Origin of the sequence: Bacillus sp. FSL M8-0350 (genome assembly GCF_038593345.1) — a bacterium.
Classification (GTDB): Bacteria; Bacillota; Bacilli; order Bacillales; family Bacillaceae; genus Bacillus; species Bacillus safensis.
On sequence record NZ_CP151985.1, the window covers coordinates 828,642 to 844,673 of the forward strand.

General features: G+C 40.3%; 16 protein-coding genes. 12 read left to right on the forward strand and 4 right to left on the reverse strand.

Annotated elements, in window-relative coordinates; all coding sequences use genetic code 11:
- Positions 1-458 precede the first annotated feature (458 nt).
- From NSS80_RS04125 to NSS80_RS04145, 5 genes are all read left to right on the forward strand, one after another.
- A complete protein-coding gene (locus tag NSS80_RS04125) occupies positions 459-1,466 on the forward strand; it encodes an Ig-like domain-containing protein (RefSeq protein ID WP_241770672.1) in 1,008 nt (335 codons plus the stop codon).
- A 33-nt stretch (positions 1,467-1,499) separates the two neighbouring features.
- Positions 1,500-6,602 (forward strand): SpaA isopeptide-forming pilin-related protein, encoded by a 5,103-nt coding sequence (locus NSS80_RS04130; protein ID WP_342498478.1) that lies wholly within the window; start codon positions 1,500-1,502, stop codon positions 6,600-6,602.
- Between the two features lie 17 nt (positions 6,603-6,619).
- The gene (locus NSS80_RS04135; protein ID WP_317222674.1) at positions 6,620-7,222 is read left to right on the forward strand and encodes a class D sortase; all 603 of its coding nucleotides are present in this window, start codon (positions 6,620-6,622) and stop codon (positions 7,220-7,222) included.
- Entirely contained in the window at positions 7,215-7,541 is a 327-nt protein-coding gene (locus NSS80_RS04140; RefSeq protein ID WP_034283728.1) for a hypothetical protein, read from the forward strand. Before NSS80_RS04135 ends, NSS80_RS04140 begins: the two co-directional genes overlap by 8 nt.
- A gap of 419 nt (positions 7,542-7,960) precedes the next feature.
- The gene (locus NSS80_RS04145; protein WP_251232612.1) at positions 7,961-8,773 is read left to right on the forward strand and encodes a leucine-rich repeat domain-containing protein; all 813 of its coding nucleotides are present in this window, start codon (positions 7,961-7,963) and stop codon (positions 8,771-8,773) included.
- A 93-nt stretch (positions 8,774-8,866) separates the two neighbouring features.
- Here the strand turns inward: NSS80_RS04145 and NSS80_RS04150 are convergent, their stop codons facing one another.
- The 3 genes from NSS80_RS04150 to NSS80_RS04160 all read right to left on the reverse strand — a co-directional run bounded on the left by NSS80_RS04150 (position 8,867) and on the right by NSS80_RS04160 (position 10,186).
- Positions 8,867-9,181, reverse strand: a complete 315-nt coding sequence (locus tag NSS80_RS04150) for a multidrug efflux SMR transporter (protein ID WP_041116238.1) — start codon at positions 9,179-9,181, stop codon at positions 8,867-8,869.
- Positions 9,182-9,526, reverse strand: coding sequence for an SMR family transporter (locus tag NSS80_RS04155; protein WP_034283735.1), 345 nt, complete (start codon positions 9,524-9,526; stop codon positions 9,182-9,184).
- An 81-nt stretch (positions 9,527-9,607) separates the two neighbouring features.
- Positions 9,608-10,186, reverse strand: a complete 579-nt coding sequence (locus NSS80_RS04160) for a TetR family transcriptional regulator (protein ID WP_046314349.1) — start codon at positions 10,184-10,186, stop codon at positions 9,608-9,610.
- A gap of 176 nt (positions 10,187-10,362) precedes the next feature.
- Here NSS80_RS04160 and NSS80_RS04165 point away from each other — a divergent pair, with 176 nt between their 5' ends.
- The 4 genes from NSS80_RS04165 (at position 10,363) to NSS80_RS04180 (ending at position 13,349) form a co-directional block, all read left to right on the forward strand.
- Positions 10,363-10,908: a VanZ family protein gene (locus tag NSS80_RS04165; RefSeq protein WP_034283737.1), complete on the forward strand. Its 546-nt coding sequence runs from the start codon at positions 10,363-10,365 to the stop codon at positions 10,906-10,908.
- The gene (locus NSS80_RS04170; protein ID WP_041116240.1) at positions 10,909-11,373 is read left to right on the forward strand and encodes a DUF6884 domain-containing protein; all 465 of its coding nucleotides are present in this window, start codon (positions 10,909-10,911) and stop codon (positions 11,371-11,373) included.
- A gap of 152 nt (positions 11,374-11,525) precedes the next feature.
- Entirely contained in the window at positions 11,526-12,155 is a 630-nt protein-coding gene (locus NSS80_RS04175) for a rhamnogalacturonan acetylesterase (protein WP_317222667.1), read from the forward strand.
- A 153-nt stretch (positions 12,156-12,308) separates the two neighbouring features.
- Complete coding sequence (locus NSS80_RS04180; RefSeq protein ID WP_034283741.1) at positions 12,309-13,349, forward strand: NAD(P)/FAD-dependent oxidoreductase; 1,041 nt, start codon at positions 12,309-12,311, stop codon at positions 13,347-13,349.
- Between the two features lie 67 nt (positions 13,350-13,416).
- Here the strand turns inward: NSS80_RS04180 and NSS80_RS04185 are convergent, their stop codons facing one another.
- A complete protein-coding gene (locus NSS80_RS04185; protein ID WP_034283743.1) occupies positions 13,417-13,743 on the reverse strand; it encodes a YnfA family protein in 327 nt (108 codons plus the stop codon).
- A 357-nt stretch (positions 13,744-14,100) separates the two neighbouring features.
- Here NSS80_RS04185 and NSS80_RS04190 point away from each other — a divergent pair, with 357 nt between their 5' ends.
- The 3 genes from NSS80_RS04190 to NSS80_RS04200 all read left to right on the forward strand — a co-directional run bounded on the left by NSS80_RS04190 (position 14,101) and on the right by NSS80_RS04200 (position 16,014).
- Positions 14,101-14,667, forward strand: coding sequence for a sigma-70 family RNA polymerase sigma factor (locus NSS80_RS04190; protein ID WP_034283744.1), 567 nt, complete (start codon positions 14,101-14,103; stop codon positions 14,665-14,667).
- Positions 14,664-15,410: an anti-sigma factor gene (locus NSS80_RS04195; protein WP_317222663.1), complete on the forward strand. Its 747-nt coding sequence runs from the start codon at positions 14,664-14,666 to the stop codon at positions 15,408-15,410. Before NSS80_RS04190 ends, NSS80_RS04195 begins: the two co-directional genes overlap by 4 nt.
- A gap of 100 nt (positions 15,411-15,510) precedes the next feature.
- Complete coding sequence (locus NSS80_RS04200; protein ID WP_034283746.1) at positions 15,511-16,014, forward strand: hypothetical protein; 504 nt, start codon at positions 15,511-15,513, stop codon at positions 16,012-16,014.
- Positions 16,015-16,032 lie beyond the last annotated feature (18 nt).

Below are 16,032 nucleotides of genomic sequence, written 5' to 3' on the forward strand. Positions count from 1 at the left end.
CTATTGAAACGGTAAATGTAAGAATAAAACGCAGCAGCTTTTTGATTACCATATGAAAGGGAGTAGAAAGGAATGCGATTTATATAATGCTGAACTGACTCACCTTACATACGATATGATACATGCTTGTTTCTTCATATGAACGAACCATATGTGAATATATGCTTATATATGCATGTACACATCGTTTATTGTTCATTCCAGTATAAATATAAAATTCACATTTAATCTTTTCACGATCCTCTCACTATTCCCCATTTCTATCGACCCCAATCCAGTTACTCTAACCACTACTCATGATGACCTTTCAAGCTCATGATTGATCAACTCATTTTATTCATAGGGTCTTAAGGTGCAATTTTTAGAAAATATTGATCAGAAGCGGAGTGATTGATCTGACAGTATACGAATGATTTTTTATCGTTGTTGAAAATTAATTTTAGAAAAGGGTGGATGTATTGAAAAGAATATTGTCGCTGGCACTCATTACAGTGCTAGTCATACAGTCTAGTATATTAGGAATCTTGCCTTTAGCAGGGGCACAAGCAAAAGAAATTCAAGAAAACATTTATGGGGATATTGAGTTTGCTGATAGCGAAGGCAATAAGTTATCAAGCATGGAAGATCAGCAAGTAAGAAAGGCCACTGTACATTGGTCTATAAAAGGAATTGATCTAAAAAAACAATATCCGTATGTTCTCACTCTTCCTTCAGCCATCCAGGTAGAGAAGGAGCAGAAGGAACCCATTACTGTGGGTGACATAACTGTTGGCGAGTATACCGTTTCAAAAGAAAATGAAGTGACGGTGACATTTAAAGAAGATGTTGAGATCGATCCAAATTTAGAAGGATCAATTGACATCGATGTCACCAGTATAACTCAGCAAGAAGAGAAAACAAAGCAAAATAAGGGTGAAGAAAGTCTTCCAAAAGATGACTCAATCTCATCTGAGAAAGATAAAGCTTCTAACAATCAAGAAGCCGCTCAAACGAAACAAAACGATGAAGATGAATTACTAAAAAACAAAGTGAGCGTGTCCAAGCGTGCAGGGCTGCAAAGTGTTTCAAAACAAATGCTGATACAAGAAAATCTCCTCACTGATGCGAAATTAATATTTGAAGATCAGGAAGGAAATTCAGTTGAAAAGCCTGATATCAACTCACTGATTTCCATTAACTATGAGTGGGCCATCCCGAACGGTCATAGCTATAATGGCGGGGATGAATTCCATTTCAAGGTTCCAGAGGAATTAGTGATTTATGAAAAAATCGATCGTCTTGAGATGAAATTTAATCAGGCAACCATTGGTTATTTTTCTGTAGATGAAAGCGGAAATGCCTCCATCGAGTTCACTGATTTTATTAAACAATATTCAAATATTCATGGAACACTTCAAGTGTGGACGCAATTAGATAAAAAAACTGTCATTACTGAAGAAAAAGAAGTGGTCATTACCCCGATTTAAGGAAAGGATAAAATATCCATCCCGATTAAATACATTCCAAATGGCCCGAATGTCTCTAAAAAGGGAGAACCAAATCGAACTTACAATGCTGAAACCATTCAATGGACAGTAGATTTTAATATGGATTTAGAAGATGTGAAACAAGCGAAACTGTTAGATCCGATTCAAGAAGGTCAGGCGTTGAAAAAAGATTCAATTAAGCTTTATCGTATTGATACAAAGCTAAATGGCGAAACATCGATTGGTCAGCTGCTTGACGAAAACCACTACACAATCGGCCAAACAGCAGATGGTCAAGATTTCACGATTGAATTTAAAGATGACGTTCATCTAGCTTACCGTTTAATGTATGAAACGGATATTACGAATCAGGATCAATCTGCATTTCGTAATAAAGCGTCCCTTGTTTCTGGTGATAAAGTGATCAGTTCAGCAGAAGGAACAGTGAATGTGACAAGAGGCAGTCCTTTAAATAAAAAAGCCGCTCACTACGATCCAGTCACACAAACAATTACATGGGAAATTCGATATAACTATAACGAAAAAAAGCTGGCTCAAAAGGACGCTTTGTTAGAAGACTACTTTAACGGCACACAGGCGCTGATTTCTGATTCATTTCAAGTCAAAGAAGTCACAATTGATCAAAATGGCAACGAAGCAGGGACTAAAGCGTTTGAAAATTATGTAGTTCAACCTCAAAAAAAGGATGAACAAAACGGGTTTACCTTGCAATTCAATCAAGATATTCAATCAGCTTATCTCATCACCTATCAAACGAAAGCAGCCGAGCGGATTTTTGAAGCTGAAGAGATTATCAATACGGTAACAGCTGGCAAAGAGAGCAAACAAGGGAAGCAAAGAATTGACCAGCAAATCCTAACGAAAAGTCATGGAACACCGAATTACAAGAACAAGACCATTCCATGGCGTATCACCTTCAACAAAGATCAACAAACGATGAACAATCTAATATTAAAAGATACGTTTACAAACGAAGGATTGACGCTGCAAAAAGATAGTTTAAAAGTAACGACAGGCAATTCAGTGCTTGAAGAAGGCACAGACTATCTAATCGTTGAACATGCAAATGGATTTGATATTCAATTTATGAAAGAAATAAACACAGAACATACCGTCACATATACAACGGCTTTTGATTATGAAAAAAGAGCAGATAAGGATCAAAAGAACCTGCGTAATCATGTAAAGCTTGAATGGGTAAATGAAGATGGCAAGGATTTGACGAAGGAAAATCAATCTGTCTTCACGCCTGACACATACACGCAGTCAAATGGATTCAAGAACGGAACTTATGATGCAAAGAAAAAAGAGATCACATGGAATATCGGTGTGAACTATAACTTGAAACATTTAGAAGAGGCGAAAATCGAGGATTTCATTCAAGGAAATCAGCGTTTGCTTAAAGATTCAATCACCGTTTACTCGCTTGATTTACAAGGCGGGGAAAATGGAGCAGAAGAAAAAGAAGTATTAGCGAAAGAACATTATGACATCAAATTCCTTGAAAATGAAAAGGGAGAAACAGGCTTCGAAGTCATTTTCAAAAAAGCCATTGATTCCCCATACAAAATCACGTATCAAACAAGTGTTGAAGGAATGGATTTAGTACAGGAAACCTACGATAATAAGGCGACCCTTTATGATGGACAGACAAAAGAATCAGACGTGAATGCTGTAGTGTCCATTCCAAATGGAGGGAAATACACGAGCAAATCAGGAAATCAACAAGGGAAAGTCATTGATTGGAAACTGAATATCAACTTTGGTCAATCAACCGTCCAAGATGCGACGATTATAGATCATCCAAGCAGTAACCAAGCCATAATAGAAAACTCCTTTCATCTCTATTCGACGACAATAGATGAAAAGGGGCAAGTGGCAAAAGGAGAAGAGCTGGAAAAAGGGAAGGATTATGAGCTAGACCTTGAATTCGATCCAGATTCTTTTCAAATTAAATTTAAAGAAGAAATCACGAGACCATATATTTTAGAATACCAATCTCTCATTTTAGATAAAGTGGGAAGTACACTTCAAAACGAAGTAACGTTTAGAGGTGAAAATGTAAAAGAAATCAAAAAGGAATCCGAAGCCTCAATTGTGGTCAAACGCACAGCTGGCATGGGAGATGGCACAGGAGCGATTGGTGCTTTAACCATTAAAAAGGTAGATGCAAGTACTGGAAAAGCGCTAAAAGGAGCAAGCTTTTCTCTGACAGATGCTGCGAGTGGTATCGTCATTGGAACAAAGGCAACAGATGAAGAAGGAGCTCTTCGATTTGATCGTCTTCTGTATGGTGACTATATCGTGACAGAAGAGAAAGCACCTGATGGTTATATTAAGACGAAGGAACCGATCCATGTAACGATTGATCAGCCTTACGAATCAGGAGATCAAGCGAAAACAGGAAATAGCATGACGGTGCAGAACCAAGAAATACGCCAGCATGTCAAATTAATGAAAAAAGACAAAGAGACAGGTGCTGCATTAGAGAATGCAGAATTTGAACTGAAAAATGAATCTGGAGAGACCGTCCAAACCCATTTGAAAACGGACGAAAAAGGAGAAATTCTTTTCAAACATCTTGAGCCAGGTTCCTATTATTTTGTGGAGACAAACGCACCGAAAGGCTATCAATTAAATCAGCAAAAATGGCCGTTCACCATTAAAGAAAATCAAACAGAAACAACAACTGTAACCGCCGTAAATGACATCATCAAAGGCTCTGCAGAATTGAGCAAAATAGGTGAAGGCGGAGAGAGACTAGAAGGTGCACAGTTCAAGCTATTAGATCAAGACGGGCATGAGTTAAAAGGTTCGCTTGTCACAGGAGAAAATGGCAAGATCACGATAAACGAACTAAGACCGGGTACGTATCAGCTCATTGAAACAAAAGCACCAGATGGTTATGTGTTAGATGAAACACCAATCAAATTTGAAGTACCACTTGATCCAAAGGAACCAGTCGTTATTTCGCAAAAGAACCTATATGAAACAAGTGCATTAGAAGTGATGAAAGAAGGGGAAGATGGCGAGAAACTTCAAGGTGTTCGCTTTGAAGTCAGGGATCAAAATGACGAAGTTGTGCGTAAAGATTTGACAACAGATGAAGATGGGAAGCTTTTTGTCGATAACCTCAAACCGGGCAAATATCAGCTCGTAGAGACAGAGAGTATTGATGGTTACGAAAAGAAAAATAAACCTTATCCGTTTACCATCGAAGTCGCACAAAAAACACCAGCAGAGATCAAAGTGATCAATGATCTTAAAACTGGAGCTGTCCAGCTCACAAAGCTCGGTGAAAAGGATGATGTGCTTGAAGGAGCCGAATTTAAGCTTGTAGATGCAAATGGAAAAGAGATAAAAACAGGTCTCGTCACTGATCAGAACGGGAAGATCATCGTCAACGATCTGAAACCTGGAACCTATCAGTTTGTTGAAACGAAGGCTCCATTCGGTCATGAGCTTGACGAAACACCTGTCACTTTTGCTATTCCATTTAACCCTGAGAAGCTGGTCAGTGTGACAAAAGAAAATAGCCGCACTACAGGCGGAGTGCTGTTACACAAAAAAGGAGAAGATGGGAAATCATTAGAAGGAGTTGTCTTTGACCTATCTGATGCCAAAGGAAAGATAGTGGCAGGAGGAGAAGGGATTACAACCAATCAGGATGGAAAGATCACCTTCACAGGTTTAAAACCTGGAACCTATCAATTTGTTGAAAGAAAGAGTCTTGAAGGCTATGAATTGAGTACGAAACCACTTGCCTTTCAAGTTGAATTAGGTCAAAAAGAATTGATTCAAGTGGAGGCCATCAATCAGCTCAAGAAAGGTTCTGTAGAACTCACCAAAATAGGGGAAGAAAAAGAGAGATTGAAAGGCGCAGAATTTACTCTTTTCAATGACGATGGTAAAGAATTGATGTCAGGTTTAACAACCAATGAGAAAGGCATCATCACTGTCAACGATTTGAAACCAGGCGCTTACCAATTGGTTGAAACGAAGGCTCCTTTTGGACATAAACTAGATACAGAACCAGTAGACTTTAAGATTGAATTCAACCCAAATCAACTGGTGAAAGTGACAAAAGAAAATATTCGGACGACAAGTGCTGTGCAGCTTCAGAAAAAAGGAGAAGATGGTCAGTTGCTCAATGGAGTGACCTTCGATCTGCTTGATGAGCACGATCAACGTATAAAGAAAGACTTAAAGACAGATAAAAACGGTCAACTAACAGTCGATCAACTGAAGCCAGGCACCTATCGATTTGTCGAAACAGCAAGCATTGCCGGCTATGAATTGGATCAGACACCTGTCACCTTTACGATTCGATTAGGTCAAGACAAACCATCAAAAGTAGAAATGATTAACAAGCTGACGCCGGGAGCAGTGGAACTGACCAAAGTGGATGATGAGGGACATACGCTGGAAAATGCAGAGTTTGCTCTTCTGAGTAAAGAAGGAAAAACGTTGAAGAAATCACTTGTAACGGACCAAAAAGGCAAGCTTCACATCAACGATTTAAAACCGGGACAATATCAATTCGTTGAAACGAAAGCACCTCATGGCTATCAATTGGATCATCAGCCGATCCTATTCACAATTGAGAAAAATCAGCAGAAGCCGCTTCAATTAACAGCGAAGAATCACTTGATCTTAGGAAGTCTGCGTATCATAAAGGTAGACCAGCAGACAGATAGAACCTTAAAAGGGGCAGCCTTTGACATTCGTACAAAAGCCGGGAAAACCATAAAATCTGTGACAACAGGAAAAGACGGAGAAGCGATTGTCAAAGGGCTTACACCTGGAGAATATATACTCACAGAGACGAAAGCACCAGATGGTTATGTAGCTTTAAAGAAGCCGCTCGCTTTTACAATTCAAATGGGCGAAGTGAAGATCAAGACAATGATTGTGAAAAATGCACCAGTGAAGAATGAAGAGGATCACACGAATCCTCCAGCTTCAGATAAAGGGGATCAGCATCCGCCTCATGACTCAAACGGTGAGCTGCCAAAGACTGGAGAAGAATGGCTGCGTTATATGATGTATGCAGGGATTTTACTAGTAGTGTCTGGAACTATTCTCCTTGTTCTTAGAAGAAGAACCATTCAGTAAAAGGAAGGAGTGTATTGATGAAAAAAAGAACCTTATTAGGCAGCTTTTTGGTGGTCGCGGGGCTAATGCTCATCTCCGTTCCTTTTCTATATGAGTGGCGAACATCTCAAGAGACAGCGGCAATGGAAGAGGCATTAAAGATGATTGCAGAAAATGACAGTGATGCCCTTTCTTCTATTCCACATTTAACTGTGTCAGAAGAAGACCTGCGAGATGTGATGGAGCTAGAGATCCCGTCAATTGATTTAAACGAAAAAGTGCTTCCTGTTACAACAAAAGAAAATTTAGGTATTGCACTGACTCAAATTAAATCTCATCAAATGCCAGGTGAAGGGAATTTCACGATTGCAGGGCATAGAGGGTATAGAGGCGACCGGCTTTTCAGGCAGCTGCCAGAGGTGCCGAAAGGAGAAAAGGTCGTCTTACATCATCAAGCGGAAACATACGAATATAAAATTGTCAGCTCAGCTACGATTGAACCGACGGATGTGGATGTACTAAAGGATCGCGGGAAAAATGAACTGACATTGATCACTTGTACACTTGATGGTCAGAAACGATTTGTCTTAAAAGGAATACGAATCAACGCTTCAAAGGGTGAGCAGCCATCGGATGTATAACACCAACATAATAAATGATGGATACGATGGAAAAGCAGCGCTCACGACCAGCATGTTACACCAATTGTTATCAGAGCATTATCCAACTTTAAAAAACGAACGTTGGGATGTTGATGTAGATACAATTCGGGCTTCGCCTATTCTTCACCCTTTATTAAAAAGAAAGCTGCCAGTTGGTATTGAAAAATTCACCTGTGTTTTGTTCGCGCAGCAGACAGCAGCTTTTGGAGAGCCTTTGATTGTGTACTTTTTATTGGATGAGAAAGGCGAATCGATTTACGCAATGGATTTCTTGCTTGAGCAGCAAGATACCCATTAAACGAGAAATAAAAAAAGAGGCTTTGATGAACGGGTTCGATTTTAAGGTAGAAAAATAAAATCAGTCATATCATGAGGACTCTAATTCGGATAAGAATTAGAGTTCTTTTATTTATATATAGGCATTTTACTAACTTTATTATCTACTAAAATTAGCATATCAATTGGTAGAAGTCCGCTGCCTAGCAGATAGTCTCCAATGACTGCTCCATATTTTAGATGATAAAGATTTTATAAAATGGATTGAAAACAGAGGTCATAATCACGATTGACGACCAAAGAAGATCATCTAGTTTTTATCCCTTCCCCTGTTTCTTCAGAAGAAATATCAGAAAGTGCTAAGGATAATAATGTGTTGACTCCAAAATACTGATAAAATTTATTTAGATATTCCCTAATTATAGGTGTGGAGGTAGAAGAATGCTAAAAGAAGACCCCCAATATATTTTTCATCATGATAAACGACCAGAAGTTGCTCATGATTTAGCCAATGTAGATGAAAATTCCACTGAGTTGTTAATCACAGGAAAAACAAAAAATATTGAAAGGTTGAAATCTTTTTCTAATCTGACGAAATTGTGGATTTACAAAGTGAACCAAAAGGAATTCAATACGATCTTGAGCTTAGTTAATCCCAAAATGCTCTATATGCGTGAACTGAGAGTAGAAGATTTATCAATCATCAGTTCTCTTAAAGATGTTGAGGTATTGGCACTTGAATGGAATACAAAGGCACAAAGTTTATGGGATTTATCAAAAAACACTTTTTTAAAATCTTTATCCATAACAGATTTTTCAAAGTTGAATGACATAGCCCCTTTGCAGAAAAAAACTGATTTAGAATGGTTAGAATTGTCAGGCGGTCTTTTTAATTCATTAAACTTAAATACTCTTCAACCTTTAAGATACCTCAAGAATTTAACATATCTGTGTTTATCAAATATAAAAGTGAAGAACGAATCTTTAGAGCCGATATCGGAATTAGTGGGACTCAAGGAACTTGAAATTTCGAACCAATTCCCGACAGAAGAATATGCCAGGTTATCCGTAACCCTCCCAAATACGAATTGTGATCGTTTTGCGCCATACATCTTTTTATCAAGTCCTATTGTAGATAAAGATGTGATGGTGATTGGAAAGCGAAAACCGAAATTAAATTCAAAAGTTGATGGGGCAAAGCTGCAAAAATACGAAGAACAATTTAAAGCGTACCAAGAAAAGTATATAAATTAACTTAAAAAGCAATGGAACATCAATTCCATTGCTTTTTCTATTGCTACTGTAATGGCTAATACCATCATAAATTTTTTCTTTCTTGTGATTCAATTACGCAAACAGCTTGAGCCCAACCACACCAATCACAATCAGCAGCAAACTTAGTATACGAACCATGTTTTTCGGCTCTTTAAATAGAATCATATTAAACAAGACAGAGCCCGCTGTTCCAAGTCCAATCCAAACCGTATAGGCAACGGAGACTTGAACGGAAGAGAACGAGGCGTATAAAAACAAAAAGGATAAGGCAAACCCGCCGACAAATAAAATGCCTGTCGTAAATTGCTTTTTCTTACTAAACATATTGAGGCCAATGGTGCCGCCGATTTCGCAGGCAGAGGCCAACAGTACAAAAAACCAGCCCATTTATACCGCTTCTCCTTTCTGCTCATGTGCATCTCCATCAGACACTTTCAGTCCGATAATTCCGAGAATTAAAATGCCCATAAATAAGAGCTTTTCTAATGAAAACGAACCGCCAAACAGCGCATAATCCATCAAAGATGTACCAATTGTTCCAACTCCGGCAAACACGGCGTACACAGTCCCTGTCGGCAGCTTCTCGCAGGCCTTCATTAAAAAATAAAAATCAACTGGGATCAGGCAGATAATGACCGCCCATTCCCACACAGCATCAGCTCTATTTAAACCAAACACCCAAAGTAATTCGAATAAACAAGTGAGTGCAACATACATCCAGCTTTTTTTCATCGTATTTCCTCCTAAAACTTAAAAAATGACGATTCGTCATTTTGAAACCAAAAAAGAGCGTACAGCAAGTGCTGTACTAAGTTAAGGTGTCTCTAAGCCAAGTGCGTAAAGAAGAAATTGCTTCACCTCTCGCTTTTGAATCAGAACCTCTTCTGTGTCTGTTTCCGTAAATAAATACATTTGCTCAGCAGAAGATTCAAGTAAACCGATAATGAATTTGGCTGCATATTGACAGTTCAAATTCGCACGGACCCTTTTGTCCTGCTTTGCTTTTTCTAAAAAAGCAGCGACCCATTTGTAAATTGGCTCATAAATATCTTCCCATTCCTTTAAATGCTCGGTGGCGGCTAAGCCTGAGTAGGTCAGGGCAAGGACATCACGGTATTGCCTTGTAAAAGCGAAAATAAATTCAACAAGCGCATCTGCTTGATCGAGGACATCTGCATGCTGAGTTAATTCCTTTTCGATCGCAGGCACCATCTGTGCGATCAAATGTTCAGCGATAGCAGGCATGACGGAAAGCTTTGAAGGAAAATATAAATAAAACGTTCCTTGCGCTACTCCTGCTGCTTTCACAATATCCGAAATGGTCGTCTTTTCGATTCCTTTTTCTTTAAACGCATCAATCGCAGCAAGCATAATTTTTTCTCGTTTCGACATATCATCACCGGCCTTAACTGACTGAATGTCATTCAGTTTAGCGGGAAAATGACGATTTGTCAATATGGTTTTCTCTTCATTGAATGTGAGAATAAGTGATGAATAGATGCGGGCAAGCCTGAATAAGCTGTAAATATGGTCAAGCATCATCATGTGAGAAAGGGGCAGCTTTCTGTATGACATCCAGTGCTATGTTTTCCATTGCTTATTTTCTCCTGCTCGTCCCGCTCTATTTACATATGAGATACAGACAGGCAAAAAAGCACAATCGTTTTATTTATTTGCGGACAGAATTGGTTCTTGCCAGTCTGTTTATTTATACGAATGTTTTATTATATTTGACGGTCTTTCCAAATCGTTTTTCCGCCCCAAGAGATCAGGTGAGTGTTAATCTCTTGCCTTTGCAGTCCATTTATCAAAATCTTCACGCCTACCATCACGGCTATCCAAATCTTGTCTTTTTAAATTTAGCAGGCAACATATTGTTATTTGTACCACTCGGTTTTTTTCTATATCAAGCCTTTCGAACCATGCGCTGGCAAAAGGCGGTTCTTGGTGGCTTTCTCCTGTCAACCATGATCGAATTGCTCCAATGGATGTTCTCACAATCTGGTATCATTACAAGAAGCAGCGATATTGATGATATTCTTTTAAATACACTTGGCACAGCGCTAGGCTGTATCGTGTATCAGATCTATCGAAAAAGGAAGGAGAAAACCTGAGTGAAGCGAGTTTGTATCATTCCATGTGGCGCGAAGAAAATTTGGGACGTCGATCCAGAAGCAGGGAGCCAGCCGGCGAACCTCGTTTATTTAAGTCCGCTGCATCAGCGTACGAAAAGCTATGCCCAAACGTTTTTTTCAGACTGGATGATCTTATCAGCGAAGCACGGGTTCTTAAAGGCAGATGATATCATACATGAAAATTATGATGTTGCTTTTGGTACACCGCATGCTAAGCAGATCACACGAGAAGAACTGAGCCAGCAATTTCATCAAAAAAATCTTTTCGCATATGATGAACTGGTGGTACTAGGTGGAAAGAAATATCGAAAAGTGATCGACCCTTTATTACAGCCTCATCAAAAAGCAAATTATCCGCTGGCTCCATATAAAGGAATTGGCTACATGCTTCAGGCGTTACATCAAGCAGTGGAATCAAAAATAGAACTTCCGCCGCATATTTAACACATTCACATCTACCGGTAAGCAGGGTTTTGATCTTTAAAAAGAGAATAATTGAAATAGCGATGCTGATTGTTTCATATCTTTTCAGCAGCCACTAGGATGCCCGTATCGCTCGGGTGAAGTGGCTCAATGAAAAAGGGAGGCGTATGAACATGACAACCATCTATTTAGCTGGTGATTCGACCGTTTCATCATATCCAGATCGTCCTGTTCAAGGAGGATGGGGAGAGTTTTTACACCGCTATACAGCGCAAGGGGTGAACGTCGAGAACCGTGCCATTGGTGGAAGAAGCTCAAAAACATTCATTGAAGAAGGACGCCTTGATGACATATTGGCTGACATTCAGCCAGGAGACTGGCTTTTCACACAAATGGGGCACAATGATGCTTCCAAGGAAAAGCCTGAGCGGCATACAGATCCTTTCACGACGTATAAAAGCTACCTGTCTCAATATATTCATGGAGCAAGAGCAAAAGGGGCAACACCACTTTTACTCACGCCAGTCGGCCGTTTTCATGAAAAAGGCGGAGAATTTATCAATGATTTTCCTGATTACTGTGCCGCTATGAAAGAACTAGCTGATGAAGAAGAAGTCCTTCTTGTTGATTTAAATACGGTAAGCCTTCAGTTTTATCAAATTTCCGGTATAGAGAAAACGACTTCTTACTTTATGCTGTCAACAGGAATTGAGGACCGCACGCATTTTACAAAAGAAGGCGCAGATGCGATTGCAAGACTTGTTTCTCTTGAATTAAAAGACCTTGGTTTAACCATTGTGTGATGGATGACAGGACGAGTGAGTGCTCGTCCTGTTCTTTTTTTGCAGAAAGCTATTGATTCCCTTCACTAGAGTAGACTACAATAGACACATATGATAATGAGAATCAATATCACTGAAAAATAGATCATTCGATGGAAAACTGGAGGGACTCAAATGACAGATCAGCTTGAATTGTTTGACGTCACCATTATTGGCGGCGGTCCAGCAGGTATGTACACCGCCTTTTATAGTGGGATGCGGGACTTAAAGACGAAGGTACTTGAGTACAACGAAAGCCTTGGCGGGAAAATCCTTCTGTATCCTGAAAAGGTCATTTGGGATGTCGGCGGTTTGCCGCCAACAAGAGGAGAACAGCTGATACAGCAGCTAGAAACACAGGCGAAAACATTTGAACCAGAGATTGCACTGAATCAAAAAATCACGTCATTCGAGCGAGATGAACATAATCATATCCTGCTGACGGCTGAAAATGGTGATCGTCATTTGACAAAGACCCTCATATTAGCGATGGGTCACGGCATTCCAGTTCAGCGGAAACTTGAAATCGAGGATGCAGACCGCTATGAAGTGACAAACCTTTATTACACTGTCCAGGAGCTTAAGACATTTGCAGGGAAGCGGGTTGTGATTTCTGGAGGCGGCGACTCAGCGGTTGACTGGGCCAATGCTCTTGCACCGATTGCTGAAAGTGTCACCGTCGTGCATCGCCGTGACATGTTTGGCGGACATGAGAAAAACGTCGCCAACATGAAGGCAACTTGCAAACGAATTTTAACCCCGCATGAACTAACAGAGCTGCATGGTCAAGGCGACAAAATTGCTGCGGTCACCATTCAAAACATAGAGACAGGTGAAAAAGAACGAATCGAAACAGATGCTGTGATCGTCAATCACGGGATGAAAGGCGATTTAAGCGTGCTATCAGAATGGGGCCTCAAGCAAGGTGAATGGGGACTGATCGAGGTTAATGAAAAAATGGAAACCAATTTACCGGGCGTCTATGCGGTAGGCGACTTGTGTACACATAAAAGCAAGGTCCGCTTAATTGCCGGCACGTTTGTTGATGGAGTCAATGCACTGAATAGCGCAAAGCTGTACATCGAACCAGAAGCTGAAAAAGTGGCGTACGTTTCCTCTCATAACGAACGCTTTAAAGAGAAAAACAAAGAATTACAAACGGCTGGAGCTCGTTAAATCATTCAAATAACATAGCAAAAGTGCTGCCCGCATCGCATGTGGCAGCACTTTTTATATGGGTCCATTAACTGCGAGGCGCAAATAACATCACACTGACTCCAGCCAAACAAATCAAAGCACCCATCCAGTCATATAGATCAGGTGTTTTTCGATCGACCCACCAGCCCCAGAATACAGCAAGAATGACAAAAACACCGCCATAGGCAGCATAAACCCGTCCGAAAGTCGGGAACTGCTGGAAGGTCGGAATGATGCCATATGCTACCAAGATGAGGCTGCCGGCGATCCCGAAGCTGACAGGCTTTGCTTCACGCAGCCAAAGCCATACCAAATAGCCGCCGCCAATTTCTGCTAAACCTGCTAATAAAAAAAGAACAATCGTCACCATCATATACGGACACTCCAATTTCTCCAATTTACACCCTATTATGACATGAGGAAAGAATGCGTTCTACCTCAATTGAATTGAGAGGGAGACGAGAGTTTGCTAAAATCAGCTGATCAGAGAGTGGTCACACATGGATTCTTGACTTTTGTACCACGAGTGATCCAAATGGTCTGTTATGTCGTAAAGTAAGTACATTCTCATGAGGAGCACACTTCCCTTTTTCAGCGCTCTTTTTTTCTCCTTGAAAAAAGAGTAAAGTACAAGGTAGGCTTATTTCAGTAAATCGAGTGATAAGCAATACGTGAAGGATTTCATGATGAATACGCATGCTCTTTCTCATGAAAAAGGAAGGAGATGACCATGGACACATTGCAAGATTTTGAGCTGTATCAAAAGATCAAATATGATCGTCACAAGCCCTCGCTTGAAGTGCTGTACGATCGCTATGAACGTGTGTTATATTCGTTTATTTATAAAATGACTGGCAACCGTGAGCTCGCGGAGGAAGTGCTTCAAGAGGTCTTCATCAAGCTCTGGCGCGGCATAGGAGAATATCATACGGATAAAGGGAAATTCTCCTCGTGGTTATTTATGATGTCACGCAACACGGCCATTGATCTCATAAGAAAGAACCGGAATGAAACGGCTTTGGAAGATGAGCAGATTGAATATTTAGCTGATCATCAAGAAGATATATCAAAAGAAGTAGAATGGAACGAGGAAAAACAAATCATACGTGAAGCAGTATCTACATTGTCAAAAGAACAGCAAACCATCATAGAAGATGTCTATTTTAAAGGGATGACACAAAAGAGCATCGCGGACAAGCTGGGCATCCCTATTGGTACGGTAAAAGGAAGGGTTCGATTGTCATTGAAGCATTTGCGATCGAAACTGTCTCGCGGAGGAAAGGAGGAAGAGGCATGACTCAGTGTAAACATCAAGTGATTGATTATTTCAACGGGCATTTACAAGGAGAAGAAAAAACGCAATTTGAAGAGCACATCAAGCACTGCTCAGCTTGCAAAGAAGAGCTTGAAGAATTAACATCGCTCATGTCTGACATTCCATTTCTAGCAGGTGACCAAACACCTCCGGCAGGGATGAAAGACCGTATTTTATCCCAGGTGTTTGAAGAAGAGACAGTCGAAGAAAAGAACAGCCATAAAAAAGAGCTCAAGGCTGCACCTGAGCCAAACGAAATCAAACCGCTGCAAAAGAAACGAAACCAGTGGCTCTTACCGCTCGTTGCGGCACTGCTTCTCATATCAGCAGCTGGAAATGTGTATTTCTTATCGAATGGAAAAGAACAGGCGGAAGAACCTGTCAGGGTTGTTGCCACAAAATCATTGGCATCGGCCGCATCACCAAAAACGACAGGTGCTTTTTCAGTGATAGAGCATAACGGTAAACAAGAACTTGTGGTGAGTGCAGACGGCTTAAAGGGTCAGCTTGATTCATCTGCTGTTTATCAAGTGTGGCTCATTAAAGGAGATCAGCCGGTGCCAGCCGGTGCCTTTAAAACAGATAACAAGGGGGAAGGAACCGTCACCTATGCGTTATCTGAAAAAGAAGCAGGCGAATCATGGGATACCGTGGCTGTTACACTTGAACCGAAAAAGGATAACAAGCTCCCGCAAGGCCCTGTCGTACTAAGCGCTGCTTTTTAAGTTTGATTCATGAAAAGGATGCCTTCTTGGGGCATCCTTTTTTGATAGCGAAGGGGAACATTTTGGCAATTGAAACGTAGTACATACGGAGGTGAAACACATGAAAACATCTATAGAAAAAGACCTTTTTCTCTTATCAGTCAGACACGCATTGATTGCCATTTATTTCCTTGTGATCCCATTTGCAGTCCCCATTTTTTATCACCCATCTCCTTTATCGATAGCGCTTATTGCACTATTTATAACTCATAACTTAGCAGAAAGTATCATTTGGTTCTACAAATCGAGAAAAATTAGAAAGCACCAATCTGGTGATTTATTAAAACGCGGGCAGCTTCTTAGCCAGCTCGTGCAAAGAGTTGAACAGCTCATCATCCTCGGTTTTGTGATTCTTTTGATCAATGAATGGATACAAGGAAGGGCGGATCTATCTACACTCTCATTCACTCTTTTTCTATTGACCGTTGTTTTTCTCCAGCACGTCCAGTTTTATTACGTTCAGCTATTTTTTAAAACGAGCAGCTGGTTCACTTATGTCCCTTCTTTGCAAAAGGCACGTCCTTCATACATGGCGAGGGAGCGAAACGCCCTGAAAAGGTCATAAATGTGCCGTCATTCGTTT